Genomic DNA, 22,361 nt, shown 5'->3' on the forward strand with positions numbered 1-22,361 from the left:
ATTTTAGTTGACCATATAAATGTAAGACATTTTTACACGTACTGATCCCCTGAAAATGGTGATTTTTTGCATTTTAAGTATAAAAACCCCATTTTCTCTTCAAATATGCTCACATACTTCTGTCTTTATAAAAATCAATTAAAGCAATTCTTGCCTGAAAAAACCTAAACGTTAAGTATACAATATTACCCTTATTATCCTCTAGAGCAATTGATTTATTTAATTCAAAATCATAGGGTTGATCTTTTCCTCCTTCAATAGCAATATTATCCGCATACAATGACAAGTTCTTATCAGACTTTAGTACAGGTTCTATTTTACCAGAAATCCCAGGGATTTGTCCTGATTTATTGATAATAATCGAACCTGAATTATTAGTTTTTTCAATAGTAACTTCTACATCTTCTTTTGGGTTCATACTATTAAAAACCACCGCTGGATATTCTGAATGGGCGATAAGAACTGTATATAATTTTCTTGTTCTAATAACAAAATGAGCTAGACCATTCTCATCTGTAAATCCTTCGAGATATGTCGAATTGTTTGCTACTAAAACTACCTTCGCATGCTTAATCAGTTGCGACTTTTCATCAACTACCTTAATTGTAAAAATAAACGGTTTGGGGCTAATCATGGTAGAGAGTTTCGACCATCGGTTTTTTAAAAAAGTTTGATCCTTTTTTAATTTATTCTCAATTAGAACGGCTAATTCTTCTGGAGTTCTATTTTCCAGATTAATATAACCGATAGTTTTAAGAATTCCAGGGATTTCTGTATTATCAAATCTAGCAGGTAATATATATTCCCTACTCTCCTGAAAAGCTCTTGCTTGCATCGAAACTCTCTCATGATTCGTCCATAATTTTTTATTATAAAAACTGGATACAAAAAGCACTGTATACCTTGCTTTATTCTGATAAATTTCTGACAAATACTCATATAAATTCTTTCCCCACAAATTAGCCTCTTCAAACAAGTCATAAAACACTTTAACTCCTTTTGTTTTTAAGCTATTCGCTACCTTCTCTACATACGCCCTATTCTCTCCTGCAAAAGATAAAGCCACATCATATTCATAACTTCTATTCTTCATCACTGACTATTTTTTTAACCTAAAACTGACTTATACAAAATTACTTTCTTTATTTGGAAATATTCCATTTTTTGTTGGAAATATTCCAACAAAAGTTTTACTTTTAAACCGTAAAAATCAAAGCTTTTGGAACCAAAAAGAATTATAACAGGAAGAGGCGCTCAGGAAAAAATTCATAATCGTTTTTCTGCCAATCATTATGAACTAAGAGATGACTTTCTCAACTATCTGCAAAAAGAAGGTGAACCGATTCAAAATAACAAGACAACATTCATTGAAACTTTTCCTAAGACTATTATCAATAAAGTAAGTAGTCCGGATGTTGGCATGCTATATTCACTCAATCCATATCAGGGTTGTGAACATGGTTGCGTATATTGTTATGCCAGAAACTCACATGAGTATTGGGGATATGGAGCAGGTCTAGATTTTGAAAGTAAAATTTTAGTAAAAAAAAATGCTCCAGAATTATTAGAAAAAAAACTTAAAAGCAAACATTGGAAAGCATATCCTATTGCTCTTTCAGGAAATACTGATTGCTATCAACCAGCAGAAAAAAAACTTAAAATAACAAGACAACTACTTAAGATATTTTTAAAATATAAGCATCCTGTAGGCATTATAACAAAAAACGCTTTAATTTTAAGAGATATAGATATCCTTTCTAAACTAGCAGAAGATAATCTTGTATCGATTTTTCTTTCTATCACTTCCTTAGAAGAATCTACTAGAAAAATACTGGAACCAAGAACAGCAAGTATAAAAAAACGATTAGAAGCTTTAGAGAAATTAAATCAATTGGGTATTCCAACTAATGTTATGATGGCCCCTATTATCCCATCCATAAACAGCCACGAAATTCTGGCTCTTTCTAAAGAAGTATCTAATAGAGGGGCAAAAAGTATTGGTTATACAATTGTCCGTCTAAATGGTTCCATTGGTCAAATTTTTACTAAATGGCTAGAGCATACATTACCTGATAAAAAAGATAAGATATTACACCAAATTATGGAATGTCATGATGGCAACCTTAACGACAGCGAATTTGGTAGAAGAATGAAAGGAAGTGGTAAAATAGCTGATCAGATCCATCAAATGTTTACCATTGCTAGGAAAAAATACTTTACCAAAAAAAACAATATTCTTTTGAATTGTGACTTGCATGATTCTCATAAAGATGGGCAATTAAAGCTATTTTGACACTATTTTGGTTATTTTTGGTCCTTCACCCTAAGCTTATATGAGATTGCATCGTTTATTCATCTTATCTATTCTTTTGTTTTGTAATACTTTAATTTCTCAGGTTGAGAATATTATTGTTACAAAGAATGAAGAAGATATTCGTCTTCAGTTAGAAGCTCTTGATGAAAGTAAAATAGATGAAATCATTTCCTTAAGTAATATTTTATACAAAATAGCCTTTGATAAGGATGATCCAAAAGGAATGATAAACGCTCTGGAACGTTTAAGCATTGCCAATCTTAATTCTGGAAATAATAATTTAGCTATCGAATATCTCGACAATGCTTCTTCTATTGCATTCCAAAATAAAATGTTCGAGGAACAGGTGCAGATAATGAACCTTAAAGGAAATCATTACTTTGATATAGAAGAGTATGATAAATCAAGTTCTACTTATTCAAAAGCATTATCTAAAGCAGAAGAGATTAACAATCCTTCTTTCATGTCTGTAATTAAAACTAACCTTGCATTTATAAAACTAAGAACAGGTGATTATAAGACTGCTCTTAAAGAACTAAAAGATAGCGAAGAAGAACTTTTAATAAACCCATATAAAAGAAGTCAGGAACGAGTTAATATAGGGATCATGTTATTTAATGCTCGAATTTCTGAAGCTTATATAAAATTAAATAAACTAGATTCTGCATTATATGCTAACAATAAAGGATTATCGTATACTGAAAAAGTAAAAGTTGATAATATACATATTGACCTGTTAATGCATCGAGGTATTATCTATAAAAACAAAAAGGATTATACCAATGCGCTTACATTTTTAAACCAGGCAAAAGAGCTGTGCTATAAGGCAAATGATATTATCTTTCTAGGAAAAATTCTCAATTTACTCGCAGAATGTAAACTAGATTTAAAAGAATACAAAGGAAGCATTGAAGTATTACTCGAATCTGAAGAAATTCTTACCAAGAAATATAGTAACTCTGACGAAATAAGCAAATGTTATAAATTACTTGGTCAAGCCTATAAAATGGATGGTGACTTAAAAAAATCTAATTCGTATTATGAAAAACATATTTTAAGTTTAAGTAAACTCAATAATAAGAGATCATTAGCATCTAGAAAGGTTCAAGACATAACCATGAATGATTTTCAAAATGAAATAAACGATCTCGAAAATCAAAAAAAGAAACAAAAAAGCAAACTCACCTATTCTCAGATTGGATTAGTTATTGTAGTTTTTGGACTTATCTTGGTAACATTCTTTTTTCAGAAAACAAAGAGAAAGAACAAAGAAAAGTTTGAAACATTACTCGCTGAAATTGAAAGAAAAGAAAAAGCAAATACTTCGGAAATAACTGTTAATGACCTTGCAATTAACGACCCCATTATCGACACTAAAGATAAAAAATTAGAATCCCGATCCAGTGAATTAGATATAAGTGATGATTTATATGAACAAATACTTATTGGATTAAAAAAAATAGAATCCCAAGAATATTATCTTAAAACAGATTGCAATCTATATAATGTAGCCAAGAAGATCAATACAAATACTTCTTACCTATCTAAAGTAATTAATGCCCACTTTAATAAGAATTTCAACACCTATATCAATGATCTAAGAATAAACTATACAATAGTTCGACTTAAAAACGATTCTAAATTTAGATCATATTCTATTAAATCGATTGCTAAAGATGTTGGATATAAAAGTGCCGATTCTTTTTCTAAGTACTTTAAAATTCACACAGGACTACTCCCATCTTTCTATGTGAAACAATTAAATTCTAAAAATTGACCCATTAACTTTTACAAAAACAATGAACAAATTACCCTAAATTTATAAAAATAGGGCTCTCAGCAATTTTTGAAAATCAAGCTTCTTATTTTTATTTAAATAACTGAATATCAATTGTTTACTATAAAAAACAACACCCGTTTTTCTTTAAATTGGGTTTACTCCTCTTGTTATTACTGTTTTTTTAAAAGTAATTTGTTCAAGCAATCAATTAAAACAGTGGTTGTATCAAAGTCAAATGAAAAAACAATTTGTTCTATTTTCTATTGGAATTTTAGCGGGATTTTTAGTTTATGCCATGTATGTTGGAAATAAGGTAGAAGATAAATCAAACGCTATTCTAAAGGTATTACAATCTCATTGCGACTGTGATCAGGTAAAACAATTTTTATATGTAAAAGGCTTGGCAAGTTCAGAAGGGGGAATTTCTACTGAGACCGCAGAGTATGAATTAAAAAATTGTAAATATTCTGATTTAACCACTGAAGCGAACAGAATCAATAAATTATTAATCAAAAAAGTGGATGGGTATCAAGAAATCGACAGATTTACTTTAGAGTTTGTCAATCGAAATTCATCAAAACTAGTAACAATCAGTAACGGAAACATAAATCACTAATCATGATAGCACTAACAAAACTATTAATCGACTTTATTTTGAACTATTTCCTTTTTATAGTTGAATTTGTAATCAGCATTTTCGCATAATCAAAAAACGAACAATCAAGTTCTATCAAAAAACGAGCATTTGGAATACAAAGAAGGTAGATAAATCATCAATGTCTGCCTTCCCATTCTTTAAAAAATTCTTCTAGAAATGATTCCATAAAGAGATGTCTTTTTTCTGCCATTTCTCTACCAGTTTCCGTATTCATTCTATCTTTAAGCAATAACAATTTCTCGTAGAAATGATTTATAGTTGGAGCAGTAGAACTTTTATATTCTTCTTTGGTCATATTTAAGTTAGGCACTATTTCGGGATCATATAACGTTCTATTCTTAAATCCTCCATAATTAAAACAACGGGCAATTCCAATGGCTCCAATAGCATCTAAGCGATCTGCATCTTGTATAACATTTAATTCTGGGGATGTAAATTTCTGCTTCGTATTGCCTCCCTTAAAGGAGATATTTTCAATAATAAGTACTACGTGATTAACAATATCTTTTTCTAACTGAAGACTTTCTAAAAAATTCCTTGCTATTTTTGGACCAATCGTTTCATCTCCATTATGAAATTTAGAATCTGCGATATCGTGAAGTAATGCTCCCAGAGAAACTATAAAAACATCTACCTTTTCACTTCTAGCGATGGTTTTTGATGTTTTAAAAACCCGTTCGATGTGAAACCAATCATGTCCTCCTTCAGCATCCCTTAGCGTATTCTTTACAAAATCAACAGTTTTATGTATAATCTGCTCTTTAGTCATATACACAGAAATAATTTATTTCACTAAAGCAGGTTGCACCCATTTAAATTCAAAAACTTCTTCTGGAATCACTAATCTCTCACTAATACGTTGCATTCTAGCAGGTAATCTCATTACAAAATCTCGTGCTTTTTCTGCCTCATCAGTAAGATCCACAAGCTTGTCAATTTCCCATTTGTCAATCAAACGTTGCATAATATCGATGTAATCCTGAGAAGTGTATACTCCTATTCGTTGAGCAGCATTAGAAAACTCTTCAAAAGCACTTCCTATAGTATTTCCGGACTCTCTTAAAAAAACGGCTGGCATTACAATTTTATGCTTCATCATATCACTGAAAGCAACCATCATTTGACTTGGATCTACTTCGAATATGTTTTTTACAAATTCGCTATACGCATTAAAATGACGCATCTCGTCACCAGCAATAATTTTACACATTTTAGCTAGAGACTTGTTAGAATACCCTTTTGCCAATTTTGCTACTCTAGTATGCGAAATATTAGTTGCTAGCTCTTGAAAACTAGTATAAACGAAGTTTTTATAAGGATCTCTATCCGTTCCGATATCAAAACCATCATTAATTAAATGTTGCGTTGTACGTTCAACTTCGATCATATTTACTCTTCCTGACAAATACAAATACTTATTTAAAGTATCTCCATGTCGATTTTCTTCACTAGTCCAATATCGTACCCATCTAGACCAGCCATTTCCACCTTCTCCTTCATGTTGATTTACTCCTTCTACATCCATTAACCAGGATTCGTAAGTAGGAAGTGCTTCTTCTGTAATCGTATCTCCAACTAAAACGACCCAAAAGTCATATGGAAGTTCTTTTGCCAACTCTCTTAACTCCTTTACCTCATCAAAAAATGTATCTTCATTTTGTGAATCAGGTAAAAAATCTGTTGGCTGCCATACTTTATCTATCGGAATCAAAAATTTATCGATAAAAGATTCTATTTTCTTTTCCAATAATTGCATTACTTCTAATCTAATATTATCTATAGCCATGACTACTTATTTACGTTTTTATGGTAGAGATTACTCTCTTTTCTGCAATATCTAGTATTTCTTCTTTAGTAACTCCTTCTGAATTTATAGGTTCTTTGACTTCTAGAGTAAGATGTATTCCTACTCCCATAGGGAAATTACCAAATCTAACCAACTTCCAACTGTTATTAATAGTTACCGGAACTATTAAAGCTTCAGGAGCATTTTTCATTAATATTTTTAATCCTGTATGGGCAAAACTTTTAGGTTTTCCATTTCTACTTCTAGTTCCTTCCGGATAAATTACAGCTGAAAAATTATTTTTGGCAATATACTTCCCAAACCTAGAAATTTCTGGTATCGATTGTTTCGCATTTTTTCTATCTATTAAAGCATGACCTCCATTTCTTAAATTAAAAGAAATACTCGGGATTCCTTTTCCTAACTCCATTTTAGAGATAAACTTTGGTCGATGTTTATGCAAATACCAAGATATCAAAGGAACATCAAACATACTCTGATGATTTGATACAATAATCAAGGAACGATTTTTAGGTAATTTAAAAGAATTTTTAAAGCTAATTCTTACTCCTAAAACGTGTAAACAACGAAGCAGACAAAGGTTCATTAAATTAACCACACCTCTGTGTCCTTTTGCTCCGCCCAGTTTAACTCCCAACCATTGTAAGGGATGAAAAACTACTAATGTTAATCCAAAAAATAAATAGAAAACTATCGAAAGCGGATATGAAATTATCCTTTTTAATGCCCCCATAACTTCTCTTAGCAATTAATAATTTTGACTTGTGTTACTGCAGTGCAAGGTCTGATATTATTTTTTGTTTAGCAACAGTTTAAAGAACTAAAATCAAATCAATCAGCGAACTTTCTATTTACTCTTGAAAATTTTTAGGTTTTTCTGATGATAATACGTAATAAAAAAACGTCATACACTACTTAAATAAAACTTATTTTTAAAATTTTAGGTAACACCTTTGGGGAAATAATCACTAATAAACATAGGCTTTGTATGTCTATAATTGTTCTGAGCATTATATAAATTTTAAAATTTACAGTATGTTATACAAAATTTTAAAACTATAAGAAGCTAAATTATTAACTAAAAATGTATTAAAATAAGTACATGGAGGAACTGGATGTCAATGTGGTAGACACGCTAATGGTGGCGGAAATGAACAAGGAAGCAGTGAAGATGGTAATTGCCAATCCTGCTAAAAAAAGAAATAAAAAAATCCGGTTAGTAACCGGATTTTTTTATTTTATCTAAATCATACTAGCAATGCTCATTATAAGCATCTTTAAGATTTTCTGCAATCATATCAGCAGGCCTACCTTCGATATGATGACGCTCTAACATATGAACTAATTCTCCATTCTTAAATAATGCCATTGAAGGTGATGATGGAGGAAATGGAATCATATATCCACGTGCTTTATCAGTAGCTTCACGATCTACACCTGCAAAAACTGTTACTAAATTATCTGGTTTTTTATCATTTACCAAAGAAGCTTTCGCTCCTGGTCTTGCATTAGCCGCAGCACAACCACAAACAGAATTTACAACAACTAAAGTTGTTCCTTCTTTTGCAATCGCAGCTTCTACATCAGCTGCTGTTTGTAATTCATCAAAACCTATATTTGTTAGGTCTTCACGCATTGGCTTTACTAAATCTGCTGGATACATATTTCTTAACTATTTTTTTATTTAAAACTTTGATACAAAGATACAAATAATGTACCATATCAATATGACTGCCAAGTAGTCGTAAAACATCTTTATAACTATCTAATAAATCATTTTCCGTAACATTTTTAATGAATATGGTACTAATTAAGTATACTTTAAATTGTGTAAATAATTCAATTATCTTTACACCCTCAAAATTGACTATGAATGATTAAATGGATTGCTGCTTTACTAGGAGGTATCTTTTTTAGATTTCCAGGAGCCATATTAGGTTTTATACTAGGCAGTTTGTTAGATACTACTACCAAGAGTAAAGGAAGTGGAGGATTTACTCAAGTGTTCACCCAAGAAAAAAAAGTAAGTCCTGGAGATTTTGAATTAAATCTACTTTCGCTTTCTTCTATTGTAATAAAAGCTGATGGTCGTATAAATCAAACAGAACTAGATTATGTTCGTCAGTATTTCGTAAGCGCTTATGGAAAAGAGCGTGCTAATGCCACGTTTAGAACCTTTAATGAAATTATAAAAAACAGAGAAATTTCTGCCCAACGCATTTGTTTGTTTCTTACTCAGCGTACTCGTTATGCTGCAAGGTTACAGATTCTTCATTTCCTATTCGGAATTGCCAATGCAGATGGTAGTGTGAGTAACGCTGAAGCGATAGAAATTCAGAAAATGGCTGGATTTATGCGAATAAATTTTAGTGATTTTGAAAGTATCAAAGCCATGTTCTTTAAGACCGGAAATCACGCCTATAAAATTCTTGAAGTTGAAAAAACAGCTACTGACGCCGAAATAAAAAAGGCATACCGAACCATGGTTAAAAAATACCATCCTGATAAAGTACAACATATGGATCCTGTTCACATAAAAGGAGCAGAAGAAAAATTTAAAGAAGTACAAAAGGCTTATGAACAGATCCAAAAAGAACGTGGTCTAACATAATCATCCGTTTCCCTTTCAGAATAAAACTAATAGTTGTATATTATTTGGTTTAATATTTGATGCTAAAAACAATATGCCTAAGCTAGTATTATTTATTTTATTAAGCCTATTATCTGCTAGTCAATCCTACAGTCAAGATTTTGATAGAATTGAGGCTATTGTACATTTATACCCTAAAAAATATAAAACCCCTAAAAAACTTGCAGAACAGATCTCCAAGGATTTTGATTCGGAAATAGATAAGGCCAAAGCCCTGTATTATTGGATTACAAAAAACATATCCTATGATTATAAGGAATCTGGAAAATATTACACTGATTATGCTAATTCTTATAAATCAGTCCAACACAACCCCTTTCCTAGTTTTCGTTCTACCAATTATATAGATTATCATAGAGATAAATCAGGGTCTAAAAAGCACCTACAGACAGAAAAAAAATATAGAGAAAAAATATCAAAACGTGTTATCTCCAGTGGCATAGCAGTTTGCGAAGGATATACCCAACTTTTTAAAGATGTCTGTGATCACCTTGGAATCATTTGTTTCTATGTATTAGGAAATGGTAAAAATCAAATTCATCATATTGGAAAAGAATACCGCTCTGATCACGCCTGGAATATTATTGAAATAGATTTTAAAAAGTATTTAATAGATGCTACCTGGGGTAGTACAGGATATTACGATGTCGATACACAAGAATTTATCGAAGAACCTAATTATTTCTATTTCGGTACGCCAGCCGAAGTTTTTATTAAAGGGCATTATCCAAATTTTTATGAAAACAGCTTGTTAGTAGATAATATTAGTAAAGAAGAGTTTTCTGAAGCTCCATTATTTTACCAACATGAAAAGTCAAAAGATTTTAGCCTAATTTCTCCATTAACAGGAATCCTAAAAAAAAGAGATGCCGTAATTCAAGAGTTCGTTATAGAATACGATCAACCTGTGCACTCGATTGTTTATTTGGTTAATAATCAACAATTCAATTACAAAGGAAAAATAGCATATAATGACGGGAAAATTAGTTTTAATGTAGACTTATCACACCCTAATGCAAAAGAGCTTGTTATATTTATAAATGAGATTCCTATGGTAGGATTTAAAATTGAATAAACAAATCTACTTAATCAATCGATTCCAGACCATTTTAAGAAATTTACTAGTAGGCATTGTTGACATTATCTTTAGATCTTCTATCAATGAGGTTTCCTCATTTAAAAATTTCAAGATTTTATATGTATTATTTTTTCCGAATAATCGTGAAAACAAAATAGCACCATTCTGATTTTCTTTTGATAATAGATCTAAAAAGAATAAATCATAATACCAAAATTTAGTTCGTTTCTCAAATTTGGATAAATCCCCGCGTCTTTTAAGAAACTTGATGAGTTTTTTTACCTTTTTTTCTGTATTCAGAAAAGTAAATCCAGTACTAGCTTTTGTCCATCCACCAGCCGTTCCGATATGAATGATGTTCCTAGAATTTTGTTTTCCAAACTCATACGAGGTCATAGGAATACATCCTATTTCTTTTTCTATAATACTATACTCTTTAATCCCGGTCGCATGTAAATATGCTTTAATTTCCTTTTCGTATTCTTCTTTAGAAAGAAGATCTTTAGAAAACAAGGTGTACTCAAACAAAGCTTCTGTTTTAGACATCGGCAATACATACATAAATCTTGTATTCCCTTTTTGATCAATGTCAAAATCCATAAAGGTAGCTATCTGACTATCAAAAGTATGGTTTTCTACCTTTATAAACCATCCTATAAAATGTTGATTTAATAAAGGGTATTTTTTTTGTGTTTTAAACTGTTTAGAAAATGGTATACTATTAAAAACCTTACCGCCCAAATACATTCTTTGATCAGTCTCTACCTCTACTATACTACCCTCATCTACAAATCCTATTACGGTCTCCTGTACTATAGTGATATTCGATTTTTTACTTAATTGTTTAAAAACGTGATTGTAAAAATCTTTACTCCGAATCATCTTATATTGATATGGAGAAATATCTATTGTATCTGAGAAATCAGTACTCCCGAAAAAGATATTAATCCATTTTTTACTTACAACAGAATCCCAAGTTCCTTTTCCTTCTTCCCAAAAACACCAAGTACGGTCATTTCTGTTTTTTTCTTCTTTATCAATTAACAATATTTTCTTTTGATCAAAAAAAGTGTCATTAATTAAATAATAAGCCAATATCAAACCTGATGCTCCGGTACCTGTAATAATATAATCATATTTCTGCATCTAGTAAAATAAGAATGTGGTAAAAAAGATAAATATAGCAATGAAAATATGAACCGAAATCGTGTATTGCAAAGTTTTATATACTTTTTGAAATAAAAAATGTGCAACAAAGGAAACTACAACCCATCCAATATAATTCTGAATTGGTACTATCTGCCCTTCAAACTCCCAAAAATCAAATCTTGGAGCAGAAACTTCGATGATAATATCCAATGCCACCATCAACACCGCACCAATAAAAGAAGAAATAGCTATGTTTGTGTGTATCTTTTTTGATATTGCTGCTGTACAATATACTAGTAATGCCCAGTTTACACCGATAATCCAAGGCACTCCTAAGATTTTACTTCCCAAGTTATTACCGTATTGATAGTTCCCAAAAATTAATCCGTAGTTCACTCCCAAATATTCCGTAATCATTCCAATACCAAAAGGAATTAATAATGCTAAAATCAATTTTTTATCAATTCTAGAATTCCAAACCATTAAACCTAAATACAATAGTAAATTGAGAGGCGTTAATGGCAAGAACCAACTTTCATATCCTATCAGAATTCCAACTATTCCTGAAATATTAAACAACCAAATTAAAATTATGGATATAAGAAGTTTTCTTTCTGGACGCATAGTTTATTCTTTAAAATCTTTCTCAATTAACTCAGAAACTATTTTACCAGACAATAAACACAATGGGATTCCTCCTCCAGGATGCACACTTCCTCCACAGAAATAAAGATTTTTAATGTTTTTCGAAAAGTTAGGATGTCTTAAAAAAGCTGCATATTTATTATTACTACTGGAACCATACAATGCTCCTTGATAAGATTGCGTCTTACTTTCAATACTTCTAGGATCCAAAATCTCCTCAGTTTCTATTAGCTCTTCAATATTTACCTTTAACAATTTTGACAATTTATCTGTAATGTTTTTTCTAGACCGTTGTATTATTTCTTTCCAGTCTTGTCCTTCATTACTGGGAACATTAATCATAACAAACCAGTTTTCGGACCCTTCTGGAGAATCACTTGGTTCATTTTTAGCAGTAATATTTATATAAACGGTTGGATCATTATATACTTCCTTTTTTTCAAAAATATATTCAAATTCCTTTTTATAATCTTTCGAAAAAAAGATGTTATGCAAATCCAATTCAGGAAACTCTTTTTTAATCCCCCAATAAAAAATTAACGCGGAGCTTGATCTAGGTTGTTTCAGAGTTTTTTCAGGTGCTTGCTCATTAGGAAGTAGTTTACGATAAGTAGGAACTACATCCATATTGGATATGATTACATCCGCTTCTTGTAGACAACCATCAACAACTACTGCTGTTGCCTTTTTATTTGTAACAACTATTTGATCTACTTCTGATTCAAAATGAAATTTTACACCAAGATCAATCGCTAATTGATAAAGAGCTTTTGTAATACTATACATTCCTCCTTTTGGAAAAAAAGTTCCGTAGTACTGTTCTAAATGAGGAATCATAGACATAATTCCAGGCGTAACATAAGGAGACGATCCATTATAAGTCGCAAATCGGTCAAAAAACTGAACCAATCTTGCATCCTTAAATATTTCATCATTATAACTGTGTAATTTCTTATCTATTCCTAGGTTATTAATTCTAATAATAGCTTTTATAGTGTCCAAAGACAGATATGTTGATAATTTATGTAATGATTTTTCTAGAAATAAAGTAGAGGTCAAGTCATATTTTTGCTTACTAGATTTAAAATATTTAAAAATCTGATCCCTTTCTACTTCAAACTTCTTTTCTGCTTCTTCTGCAAATTTTTTAATATCAGCTAACGCTGTAAATCTAGTTCCATCTTCATAAAAGTAATTACAAACTATTTCTTTTTTGGAATACTCAAAATAATTCGAAATTGATTTCTTAGAGATAGCGAACAACTCTTCTAAAAACTGAGGCATTGTAAACAAGGATGGTCCGCAGTCAAAACGATATCCTTCTTTATGAATTTCGGCTAATTTTCCGCCAGGATAAGAATTAGTTTCATATACCTCTACACTAAAATTTTGACCGCTTAAACGGATTGCGGATGCTAAACCGGCAATACCAGATCCAATAATTATTGCTTTCTTGTTTGACATATTATGCGCATAAAGATATTATGAAAAATCATAAAGCGAAGACAATTACCACAATTTAGTATGGATTTTTATATATCTTTAATTTTAAACGTACTTATATTAAATCATTTCAAATAGATTTATTAGTGTGGAAAATCAAAAAATCAAAATTAGAAAACTCGAATTATCCGATACATTAGAACTAGCAAAGCTGGCTAACAATAAGAATATCTGGAATAATCTTAGAGATTATATCCCTTATCCTTACTCAGAAAGTGACGCCGAAACTTTCATTAATTTTACTCAAACACAGGATCCTCAACAAAGTTTTGGTATTGAATGTAACAATGAATTATGTGGTGTAATAAGTCTAATCTTACAAAATGATGTTTATAGAAAAAGTGCAGAAATAGGATACTGGATAGGTCAACCATATTGGGGAAATGGAATAGCCACAAAAGCTGTGAAGCTAATAACCCAGTATGGATTAAAAAAATTAAATTTAACTAGAATTTATGCTGGTGTTTTCGAAAATAATATTGCCTCTATGCGGACGTTAGAAAAAAACGGGTATAGTAAAGAAGGGGTTTTTCGAAAAGCAATTATAAAAAATGGTAAAACTTTAGACGAACACAGATATTTTATATTAAGTGAAAATCAAGAATAAAAACCCTCATAATGAAACAATTCATTTATCTACTTTTAATATTCAGCCCTATTTTCTTAAAGGATCAAGACACGAATAAAAAGGTAAAAACTCCCCAAATAGTTACCAAATTAAAAACTGGCAAAAAAGCTAATTTTGGAAATAAAAGTATACATTTTATAAAAGTATTAGAAGATTCTCGTTGCCCAAAAGGAGTATCCTGTGTATGGGCAGGACAAGCAAAAATTTTGATTGGTCTCTATGAAAACGATACACTTTTAGAAGAAAAAGAAATCTTAATCAAGGCTCCTATTAAATCAAAAGAACTATTAAAGTCATTGGAGAAGACGGTCTATTGTCACAATCTAAGTCCTTATCCAATTAATTCTGAAAAAATAGATCCCTCGAACTACTATCTAGAACTATTGGTTAAATAAATAGTGCTAAAACCATGAGAATACTTATCTCTATATTTAGTTTCTTTGCCAAATGATTTCTAATAAAGCCAAAGCTCATATTGCATTATTAAGTGTAAATATGATCTATGGAGCAAATTATCTTATTGCAAAAGGTTTAATGCCTGATAAAATAGGTGCATCTGCCTTAGTATTTCTAAGAATTAGTGGAGCTACATTGTTATTCTTTATTTTAAAGTTTTTTGTAAAAGAACAGGCTCAGAAAAAAGATATTCCAAGATTAGCACTTTGCGGGCTTTTGGGGGTAGCAACAAATCAATTCTTCTCTATGAATGGATTAAGTTTGACATCTCCTGTAGATGCCGCTATCATCGTTACTGCCATGCCTATTTTTACAGTGATTATTAGTTATTTTTTGTTAAAAGAGCCTCTTACTTTATCTCGTGTTTTAGGTATATGTATTGGAGGTGGTGGTGCAGTATTATTAATATATTTAGGCAACTCAGGTTTAGGAACTGGATCTTTAAAAGGAAATATTTTTATAGGTTTAAACGCATTATCATTTGCTTTTTACTTAGTTCTAGTGAAACCATTAATGCAAAAATATAAACCAATTACTGTTATTATCTGGACTTTTTTCTTTGGATTTATCTTTATGTTTCCATTTTGTATTGGTCAATTATTAGAAACAGATTTTAATTCTTATAAAACGACCAATTGGATATCATTATGTTATGTAATCATAGGCCCAACGTTCTTAGCTTATTTATTAAATATGTTTGCTTTACAATTTGTAAAACCTACAGTTTCTAGCAGTTATATTTATGTACAGCCCGCAGTAGCCATGTTGTTGGTTGCAGGAATTGCCTATTTCATTATTGACAGTCAATATAAAGGAGATATTACAATAGCAAAACTGTTATGCTGTTCTTTAATTTTTATAGGTGTTTATTTAATTAGTAGTAATAGTTCACTAAAATGGTTACGAAAAAAGTGAACTAATATCGAGTAAGATATTTTACAAAGACACTTAAAGGTATTATAACTCCTATTGCTAAAACAACATTGACAATTCCCAAATTCAACATAAAATATCCTAGTACAAAGGCAATAAGTAACAAAGCTGTAAAAAACAACCCTCCTTTTAAATCTGAAAGAAATTGCTTTTTATTCGACTTATAATCAAACCAATAAGCAATCAAAATAATTATTATTGCCATCGGAATTCTAATAGATTAGTGACAACCACAACCGTTTTTTCCGCAACTTCCAGGCGTCTTTTTGCTTGAAGTAACTGGCTTTGGTTTCCAAATAAATTTTTTAATCAAAAAACCTATTGCTATTGCAAAAACGACAAATACTAATATGTTCTGGATAAATAAATTCATAATTTGTTAGTCGAATAAAGATACAAAAACTTATTTTATTTATTTTAAAATCTGATAAGCCGCCAATGCAACAGCATACGCTAAAACACTCATAAACACAAGTTGCGTCATTGGCCACTTCCAACTATTAGTTTCTCTTTTTACGATGGCTAATGTACTCATGCATTGCATTGCAAATGCATAAAAAAGTAACAAAGATATTCCGCTCGCTAGATTAAATAGTGGGGTTCCTGTTACAGGATGAACTTCAGAGGCCATTCTATTTTTGATGGTTTCTTCCTCATCACTTCCTACGCTATAAATAGTCGCCAAAGTACCAACAAAAACTTCGCGTGCTGCAAAAGAACTAATGATCCCTATTCCAATTTTCCAATCATATCCTAACGGAGCTACAATAGGTTCAATAGCTTTACCTGCATAGCCAATAAAAGAATATTCTAATTTATAAGAAGCAATTTTCTGATCTAGTTCTTCTTGAGAAAGATTCGAGTGCTCAGATGTTACTATTTCTTCTGCATTACTAAAGTTCTCATTAGGTCCGAAACTTGCCAAAACCCATAAGATAATCGAAATGGCTAAAATTATCTTCCCTGCCCCAAAAACAAACGCTTTAGTTTTTTCAATAACATTAAATATTACATTCTTAAACAAAGGCATTTTATACCCTGGCATCTCTATTACGAAGTAATTATTACTTTTTATTTTTAGAATTTTATTTAAAATCCAAGCAGAACCTACAGCGGCACCAAAACCTATAAAATATAATAACATCAAAGTCAGACTTTGATAACTAAATATCCATCCAACCTTTTCATCAGGAATTACCAGTGCTATTATGATCAAATAAACAGGTAGTCTTGCAGAACATGTCGTAAATGGAACTACTAGAATTGTTATCAAACGTTCTTTCCAACTTTCAATATTCCTTGTAGCCATTACAGCAGGAATTGCACAAGCTGTTCCAGAAACTAAAGGAACAACACTTTTTCCACTTAATCCAAATTTTCGCATTACCCTATCCATAAGGAACACTACACGACTCATATATCCACTTTCTTCCAAAATGGAAATAAATAAGAATAAAAATGCAATCTGAGGTATAAAAATGACAATACCGCCTAATCCAGGAATTATACCTTCGGTTATTAAGTCTATAAAAGGTCCTGACGGCAAAGCTGATTTTGCAGTCTCGCTTAACCACGCGAATCCTTCATCTATTAGATCCATTGGGTATGATGACCAATCATAAATAGCTTGAAAAATCAACAGCAATATGGCGAAGAAAATAAAGTATCCCCAGAATTTATGAGTTAACACTCTATCCAATCGAGCACGTATTCCGGTTGCCGCTTTTTCATCAATTATCAATCCTTTTTTTAGAACTTGATTAATAAATTGATATCTTTTAATAGTTTCTTTTTGCTGAAATCGCTTGAGCTCACTTTCCGATTTGATCTCAAAATCTGGCGGAACTTCAGGCTTCTTTTTATCAATTTTTCTAAAATTAACATCTTGCGTAATTACCAACCAAAGTTTATAAATAGATTGATTAGGAAATGCTTTCCTAAGTCTATCAAAATATTCTGGAGCAAAAGTCAATGCATCGACACAAGGCTTAGTAGGTAATGATGCATATGAAAGAATCAATTTCTTAAGTTCCTCTATTCCTTCATTTTTTCTAGCACTTACTAAAGCAATTTTAGTATTCAACTCTTTTTCTAGTAATGGAATATCTAGTGAAATCCCTTTTCTATTCATTCGATCTGCCATATTAATAACTAGAATCGTAGGGATTTCTAAATCTTTTATTTGGGTAAATAGTAATAAATTTCTTTTAAGATTTTCTACATCACTTACCACCACAGCCACATCAGGAAAATCCTTATCTTTTTTATTAAGTAAAATTTCTATAACTACATTTTCATCTAAAGAAGAAGCATTAAGACTGTATGTACCAGGCAAATCAAGAATATGAGCCTTAATTCCTCGCGGTAGTTTACAGACTCCTTCTTTCTTTTCTACTGTAATTCCTGGATAATTGCCGACCTGTTGGTTTAATCCAGTTAGCAAATTAAAAACAGATGTTTTACCTGTATTTGGGTTTCCGATAAGTGAAACTTTAATCTGCTTGGCCATAAAAAGTAATCCTATTAAATAATTTCAATCTCAATTTGTGAAGCAATTTCTTTGCGTATGGCGAGATGGCTACCATTGATTGTAAGATACATTGGGCATTGAAACGGTGCGGTTTGCAATAATTGCACTTCATTACCAGGTAAGCAGCCCATTTCCAATAATTTTAGCGGAATAGTATCAGACGTTATTTCCTTAATCAACGCTCGCTGACCCTTTTTGAGATTTGCTATAGTAATTTTCAAGCCTTTATTTAGAATAATTTTAAACAAGGCAAAAGTAGTGGAAAAATATCTATTGAAAAAACTATCTCTTAGAAAAACCAATTACAAGTTGTTAAAATGTTCTTCCTGTCTTTTCTTTTTAGATTTCATTAATAAAAATAGTTTTAAACCTATTCAAAAAAGGGTTAACACCCCAAAAAAAGTCCGAAATCATTGAAATTCAAATTTTTCGGATATGTAAGAAAGTATGTAGCTTTAATTTCATCATATCTAAATTTAGAAAAAGGCGGAAACTGAAAAGCCTTAAAATAGAGTAAGATCTAATTAAAAAGTTATAAAATGAAAAATTATAAAAAAATATTACTGCAAACATTAATGTTCTGCTTGATTGCAGTTATTTATTCTTGTGAAAAGAACAGCTTAGAACAAGAAAATTTGGACGTATCCAGTGAAGACAAAAACGATAAAATCGAAAAGTATGATGAATATACGGTTAGAAAACCTAAAAAAGATGGAGTTTATCTAGTTGCAAAAAATGAGCATACAGGTAGTCAATTATCTTACAAACTACATAATGCGCATATCACCAGCTTTCAAATCCTACAAAGAGATGGGAGTACTATTTTATTTGATAAACTAGTGATCCCCACAGTAGAAAATTTACCTCCTTGGAGACCAGATTGTCCTGATGGATGGGACGAAAAATTAATTTGCTATGTTAACAAGGATGGTATTGCAGTTTCCTATACACGATGTACTCCTACCTCATTTACAATTGGCCTTGAACCTGAATGGTAATATTATGGATAAAGGTAACTAGATTACTTGTTATTTTTTCCCTAGAAAAACACAGTTGTTTTTTAAGAAACCGAATTTTACACAAAAAGCAACTGTGTTATTTTACCCCTTCATTTTTTAAGATTTCTATATCTTCTAATAGCCGTTCAATTTCTTCTAAATCAGTTCCGTCATAAAACCCTCTAATACGCTTTTTCTTATCAACTAATACGAAATTTTCGGTATGAATCATATCATAAGGCCCACCATCACCATTTGATTTTGCTACTAAATATGATTTGCGTGCAAGATCATAAATATGCTTTTTATCGCCAGTTACCAAATTCCATCGAGTATCATCAACTCCTTTTCTAATTGCATATTCTTTTAATTGTGGTACTCCATCTGTTTCCGGAATTACTGTGTGAGATAATAACTGAATATCTGGATCATTTTTTAATCTTCCTTGGATAAGCTTCATGTGATCTGTCATTATTGGACAAATGGTCTGACATGTTGTAAAAAAAAAATCCGCAACATAAATCTTATCTTCATAATTAGCTTGTGTAACTATCTCACCATTCTGATTTAAAAGATTAAAATCCGCTATCTTATGATATTTACGTACATACTGAACCGTACTATCTACTAATTCTAAACTCACCATATCCGGTTCATATACTTGTAAAACTCTTTTTGGTTTTAGAATTGAATAAATTATTGAAATAATAATCGCAGATAGTACAAATAAAACTATGGCAAAGAATTTGTACTTAGCAAAGAATCGAAGCATACTTACATTTTAGAGTTACAAAATTACAAGGTTTATCTTTTATAAAATTATGGTTTTCGCTAAAAAAATATTAAAACCGGAATCTGTATCCTTGATTTCTTTCATAAACTACTCTAAAAGGTTACTTTTGCGTGATTTAATTTTGAATAAGACCATATGAGTCCGATAATTATAAAAGCATTACAGCTATTATTAAGTTTGTCTATCCTAATCGTTCTACACGAATTAGGACACTTTATTCCAGCAAAGCTATTTAAGACACGAGTAGAAAAATTCTATTTATTCTTTGATGTAAAATACTCGTTATTTAAGAAAAAAATCGGAGAAACGGTTTATGGAATTGGATGGTTACCATTAGGTGGGTATGTTAAAATTTCTGGAATGATCGATGAGAGCATGGACAAGGAGCAAATGGCTGGGCCACCGCAACCATGGGAATTTAGATCAAAACCAGCTTGGCAACGATTAATTATTATGCTTGGAGGTGTTACCGTAAACATCATCCTTGGGTTTTTAATATATATGGCAATTATATTCACTTGGGGAATTTCTTATGTTTCTTCTGAGGATATACCGGATGGATATGAAGTTGCAGAAATATTTGAAGAATATGGGTTTAAAGATGGTGATAGAGTCCTTAAGGTAAATGGTGAAGATTTTAAAGATGCAAGAGATGTAAATATGTATCTTTTCTTAAGAGATGTAAAAAACATTACCGTATTATCAGTTGATGGAAATACTAAAACTATCGACATCCCAGAAGACATTGGTGCAACCATGTTTGAAGAAGGTGTTATGGAACCTTTTGGCATAAGACTAAAAACTGTCCTTGATACCGTAGTTGCTGATCGACCAGCATATAAAGCTGGACTTAGAAATGGAGATGAAATTTTATCTGTTAATGGTAAAAAAATTAGTTGGTGGCATCAATTTCAGAAGGAAGTAAAACCAAAAAAAGAAGAAGAAATTCAGATCACCTTTCTAAGAGACGGATCGCAACAAACTATTTCTGTAACAACGGATGAAGAAGGTACTATTGGAGTATTACCTGTTTATTATAAGATAAACAAAGATGAATTTTCTTTTGGAGAAAGCATAGGTGAAGGGTTTAACTACAGTTATTGGAAACTTCACGATTATATTGCACAGTTTAAGTATGTGTTTACTAAAAAAGGAGCTACTCAGATTGGTGGATTTGCTGCCATAGGTAATTTATTCCCTCCTGTATGGGATTGGGCTGCTTTTTGGAGCACAACAGCTTTTATTTCGATTATTTTAGCTTTCATGAATATTTTACCAATTCCTGCATTAGATGGAGGACATGTAATGTTTTTATTATATGAAATCATTGCTGGGAGAAAACCTAATGATAAGTTTATGGAATATGCACAACTCGTTGGTTTTGTTATACTAATCGCTTTGTTGCTTTTTGCAAATGGGAATGATATTTATCGAGCTATCTTTGAATAATAATAAAAAATCAAAAAAATCTTTTTGTGTTTTAAAAAATAGTATATATTTGCACTCGCAAAAGAGAAAAACACTTCTCGATTGTAAAGAGATATTCCTCCTTAGCTCAGTTGGTTAGAGCATCTGACTGTTAATCAGAGGGTCCTTGGTTCGAGTCCAAGAGGGGGAGCAAAAGTTCAACAGAAATGTTGAACTTTTTTGTTTTACAATTGTTTATTAAAGTTACATTTGGAAAAAACTAAAGCAAGGTTGTCATAATACACTTATCTTTTTTAAAATTTAGCTCTATAATCTTTAGGAGTTTTTCTAGTGTATTTTCTAAAAGCTCTATGAAAAGATGATTTGGAATTAAAACCTACTTCATACAATATCTCCAAAACATGACTGGATCTTCTATTAGGGTCTTCAAGAATTTTGATAGCCATCTCAATTCTATACTCATTAATGAAATCAAAAAAATGCTTGCCAATATAACGATTAATCAAAATTGACAACTCCTGAGTTTCCATACCAACACTATTTGCAAGCTCCTTTATGCTTAATGTAGAATTAAGAAAAGACTGATTAATTTCAATGTGTTGTCTTAATTTTACAATTTTTTCTTGAATTTCTTTCTGATCACTTACTTGATTCAAATTTATATTTTGAGAATTATTTAGATACAAATTTTTCACTAACTTATGTTTAGTATCCACAGCACGGAAAATTTCCGGAGAATACAAACTTTTTAGTATCAGCCAAGACACAAACAATACTAAATAAATAGTATGAAAAATTCTTATATTTAATATTTCCTCATGATTCCCAAAATAAATAATTGCCGTTCTGAAGAATGAAAAAATAAATAACAACACTAACAAAAAAGTTAACTGATTTAACCATTTGTAATTAAAATATCTTTTATCTGAATAATTTTCTAATAATATCAATTTATATTTTTTTAATTCCACACACATAAGTATCAAATAGAAGCTAATAGTAACCATATTT

Annotated in this window: 24 protein-coding genes and 1 tRNA gene; 12 read left to right on the forward strand and 13 right to left on the reverse strand. The window is 30.9% G+C overall.

All coding sequences use genetic code 11. The features are described from left to right. Positions 1 to 109: 109 nt before the first annotated feature. Positions 110 to 1,093, reverse strand: a complete 984-nt coding sequence (locus tag NMK29_RS19570; protein WP_108803301.1) for a TIR domain-containing protein — start codon at positions 1,091 to 1,093, stop codon at positions 110 to 112. Positions 1,094 to 1,219: 126 nt separating this feature from the next. On the opposite strand from NMK29_RS19570, the gene NMK29_RS19575 reads away from it, so the two are divergent. The 3 genes from NMK29_RS19575 to NMK29_RS19585 all read left to right on the forward strand — a co-directional run bounded on the left by NMK29_RS19575 (position 1,220) and on the right by NMK29_RS19585 (position 4,710). After that, positions 1,220 to 2,293: a PA0069 family radical SAM protein gene (locus tag NMK29_RS19575; protein WP_108803302.1), complete on the forward strand. Its 1,074-nt coding sequence runs from the start codon at positions 1,220 to 1,222 to the stop codon at positions 2,291 to 2,293. 40 nt (positions 2,294 to 2,333) lie between these two features. Then, positions 2,334 to 4,091, forward strand: a complete 1,758-nt coding sequence (locus NMK29_RS19580; protein ID WP_108803303.1) for a helix-turn-helix domain-containing protein — start codon at positions 2,334 to 2,336, stop codon at positions 4,089 to 4,091. A gap of 238 nt (positions 4,092 to 4,329) precedes the next feature. Beyond that, a complete protein-coding gene (locus NMK29_RS19585) occupies positions 4,330 to 4,710 on the forward strand; it encodes a hypothetical protein (RefSeq protein WP_159092208.1) in 381 nt (126 codons plus the stop codon). Between the two features lie 157 nt (positions 4,711 to 4,867). Here NMK29_RS19585 and NMK29_RS19590 read toward each other — a convergent pair whose 3' ends face one another. From NMK29_RS19590 to NMK29_RS19600, 3 genes are read right to left on the reverse strand one after another with little or no spacing between them, the layout of a single operon-like run. Further along, positions 4,868 to 5,521, reverse strand: a complete 654-nt coding sequence (locus tag NMK29_RS19590; protein ID WP_108803305.1) for an HD domain-containing protein — start codon at positions 5,519 to 5,521, stop codon at positions 4,868 to 4,870. Positions 5,522 to 5,536: 15 nt separating this feature from the next. Further along, positions 5,537 to 6,538, reverse strand: coding sequence for an acyl-ACP desaturase (locus NMK29_RS19595; RefSeq protein WP_027393225.1), 1,002 nt, complete (start codon positions 6,536 to 6,538; stop codon positions 5,537 to 5,539). Positions 6,539 to 6,548: 10 nt separating this feature from the next. Further along, the gene (locus NMK29_RS19600) at positions 6,549 to 7,307 is read right to left on the reverse strand and encodes a 1-acyl-sn-glycerol-3-phosphate acyltransferase (protein ID WP_027393224.1); all 759 of its coding nucleotides are present in this window, start codon (positions 7,305 to 7,307) and stop codon (positions 6,549 to 6,551) included. A gap of 354 nt (positions 7,308 to 7,661) precedes the next feature. Here NMK29_RS19600 and NMK29_RS19605 point away from each other — a divergent pair, with 354 nt between their 5' ends. Further along, positions 7,662 to 7,805, forward strand: a complete 144-nt coding sequence (locus NMK29_RS19605) for a hypothetical protein (RefSeq protein WP_159092209.1) — start codon at positions 7,662 to 7,664, stop codon at positions 7,803 to 7,805. Between the two features lie 6 nt (positions 7,806 to 7,811). Here the strand turns inward: NMK29_RS19605 and NMK29_RS19610 are convergent, their stop codons facing one another. Next, a complete protein-coding gene (locus NMK29_RS19610) occupies positions 7,812 to 8,222 on the reverse strand; it encodes a BrxA/BrxB family bacilliredoxin (protein ID WP_108803306.1) in 411 nt (136 codons plus the stop codon). Between the two features lie 210 nt (positions 8,223 to 8,432). Here NMK29_RS19610 and NMK29_RS19615 point away from each other — a divergent pair, with 210 nt between their 5' ends. After that, positions 8,433 to 9,170, forward strand: a complete 738-nt coding sequence (locus NMK29_RS19615) for a TerB family tellurite resistance protein (protein WP_108803307.1) — start codon at positions 8,433 to 8,435, stop codon at positions 9,168 to 9,170. A gap of 73 nt (positions 9,171 to 9,243) precedes the next feature. Further along, the gene (locus tag NMK29_RS19620; RefSeq protein ID WP_108803308.1) at positions 9,244 to 10,284 is read left to right on the forward strand and encodes a transglutaminase-like domain-containing protein; all 1,041 of its coding nucleotides are present in this window, start codon (positions 9,244 to 9,246) and stop codon (positions 10,282 to 10,284) included. Between the two features lie 6 nt (positions 10,285 to 10,290). On the opposite strand, the gene NMK29_RS19625 is transcribed toward NMK29_RS19620, so the two are convergent. From NMK29_RS19625 to crtD, 3 genes are read right to left on the reverse strand one after another with little or no spacing between them, the layout of a single operon-like run. Further along, a complete protein-coding gene (locus tag NMK29_RS19625; RefSeq protein WP_108803309.1) occupies positions 10,291 to 11,433 on the reverse strand; it encodes a lycopene cyclase family protein in 1,143 nt (380 codons plus the stop codon). Beyond that, complete coding sequence (locus tag NMK29_RS19630) at positions 11,434 to 12,060, reverse strand: carotenoid biosynthesis protein (protein WP_108803310.1); 627 nt, start codon at positions 12,058 to 12,060, stop codon at positions 11,434 to 11,436. It lies immediately after the preceding gene. 3 nt (positions 12,061 to 12,063) lie between these two features. Beyond that, positions 12,064 to 13,545, reverse strand: a complete 1,482-nt coding sequence (gene crtD, locus NMK29_RS19635; RefSeq protein WP_108803311.1) for a 1-hydroxycarotenoid 3,4-desaturase CrtD — start codon at positions 13,543 to 13,545, stop codon at positions 12,064 to 12,066. A 127-nt stretch (positions 13,546 to 13,672) separates the two neighbouring features. On the opposite strand from crtD, the gene NMK29_RS19640 reads away from it, so the two are divergent. Genes NMK29_RS19640 through NMK29_RS19650 form a run of 3 tightly spaced genes read left to right on the forward strand, consistent with a single transcriptional unit; the run spans position 13,673 to position 15,583 of the window. Continuing rightward, positions 13,673 to 14,191 (forward strand): GNAT family N-acetyltransferase, encoded by a 519-nt coding sequence (locus tag NMK29_RS19640; protein ID WP_108803312.1) that lies wholly within the window; start codon positions 13,673 to 13,675, stop codon positions 14,189 to 14,191. 11 nt (positions 14,192 to 14,202) lie between these two features. After that, a complete protein-coding gene (locus tag NMK29_RS19645) occupies positions 14,203 to 14,607 on the forward strand; it encodes a hypothetical protein (protein WP_108803313.1) in 405 nt (134 codons plus the stop codon). 52 nt (positions 14,608 to 14,659) lie between these two features. Further along, positions 14,660 to 15,583 carry a DMT family transporter gene (locus NMK29_RS19650; protein ID WP_108803314.1) on the forward strand — a complete coding sequence of 308 codons (924 nt, stop codon included), beginning with the start codon at positions 14,660 to 14,662 and terminating at the stop codon, positions 15,581 to 15,583. Between the two features lies 1 nt (position 15,584). On the opposite strand, the gene NMK29_RS19655 is transcribed toward NMK29_RS19650, so the two are convergent. The 3 genes from NMK29_RS19655 to NMK29_RS19665 all read right to left on the reverse strand — a co-directional run bounded on the left by NMK29_RS19655 (position 15,585) and on the right by NMK29_RS19665 (position 18,352). Continuing rightward, positions 15,585 to 15,806: a hypothetical protein gene (locus tag NMK29_RS19655; protein ID WP_108803315.1), complete on the reverse strand. Its 222-nt coding sequence runs from the start codon at positions 15,804 to 15,806 to the stop codon at positions 15,585 to 15,587. 207 nt (positions 15,807 to 16,013) lie between these two features. Next, positions 16,014 to 18,110 (reverse strand): ferrous iron transport protein B, encoded by a 2,097-nt coding sequence (feoB, locus tag NMK29_RS19660; protein WP_108803316.1) that lies wholly within the window; start codon positions 18,108 to 18,110, stop codon positions 16,014 to 16,016. A 14-nt stretch (positions 18,111 to 18,124) separates the two neighbouring features. Then, positions 18,125 to 18,352, reverse strand: a complete 228-nt coding sequence (locus tag NMK29_RS19665; RefSeq protein WP_108803327.1) for a FeoA family protein — start codon at positions 18,350 to 18,352, stop codon at positions 18,125 to 18,127. A gap of 318 nt (positions 18,353 to 18,670) precedes the next feature. Between NMK29_RS19665 and NMK29_RS19670 the strand changes: the two genes are divergently transcribed. Next, positions 18,671 to 19,129, forward strand: a complete 459-nt coding sequence (locus NMK29_RS19670) for a hypothetical protein (RefSeq protein ID WP_108803317.1) — start codon at positions 18,671 to 18,673, stop codon at positions 19,127 to 19,129. A gap of 97 nt (positions 19,130 to 19,226) precedes the next feature. Here NMK29_RS19670 and NMK29_RS19675 read toward each other — a convergent pair whose 3' ends face one another. Continuing rightward, positions 19,227 to 19,901 carry an SCO family protein gene (locus tag NMK29_RS19675; protein ID WP_108803318.1) on the reverse strand — a complete coding sequence of 225 codons (675 nt, stop codon included), beginning with the start codon at positions 19,899 to 19,901 and terminating at the stop codon, positions 19,227 to 19,229. Positions 19,902 to 20,057: 156 nt separating this feature from the next. Between NMK29_RS19675 and rseP the strand changes: the two genes are divergently transcribed. Both rseP and NMK29_RS19685 read left to right on the forward strand, forming a co-directional pair. Continuing rightward, positions 20,058 to 21,371 carry an RIP metalloprotease RseP gene (gene rseP, locus NMK29_RS19680; protein WP_108803319.1) on the forward strand — a complete coding sequence of 438 codons (1,314 nt, stop codon included), beginning with the start codon at positions 20,058 to 20,060 and terminating at the stop codon, positions 21,369 to 21,371. Between the two features lie 95 nt (positions 21,372 to 21,466). Then, positions 21,467 to 21,540: transfer RNA gene (locus NMK29_RS19685), tRNA-Asn, on the forward strand. Between the two features lie 103 nt (positions 21,541 to 21,643). Here the strand turns inward: NMK29_RS19685 and NMK29_RS19690 are convergent. Further along, complete coding sequence (locus tag NMK29_RS19690; RefSeq protein ID WP_159092210.1) at positions 21,644 to 22,045, reverse strand: AraC family transcriptional regulator; 402 nt, start codon at positions 22,043 to 22,045, stop codon at positions 21,644 to 21,646. Positions 22,046 to 22,361: the final 316 nt, after the last annotated feature.

Source organism: Aquimarina sp. Aq107 (assembly GCF_943733665.1).
In the GTDB taxonomy this organism is placed as follows: Bacteria; Bacteroidota; Bacteroidia; order Flavobacteriales; family Flavobacteriaceae; genus Aquimarina.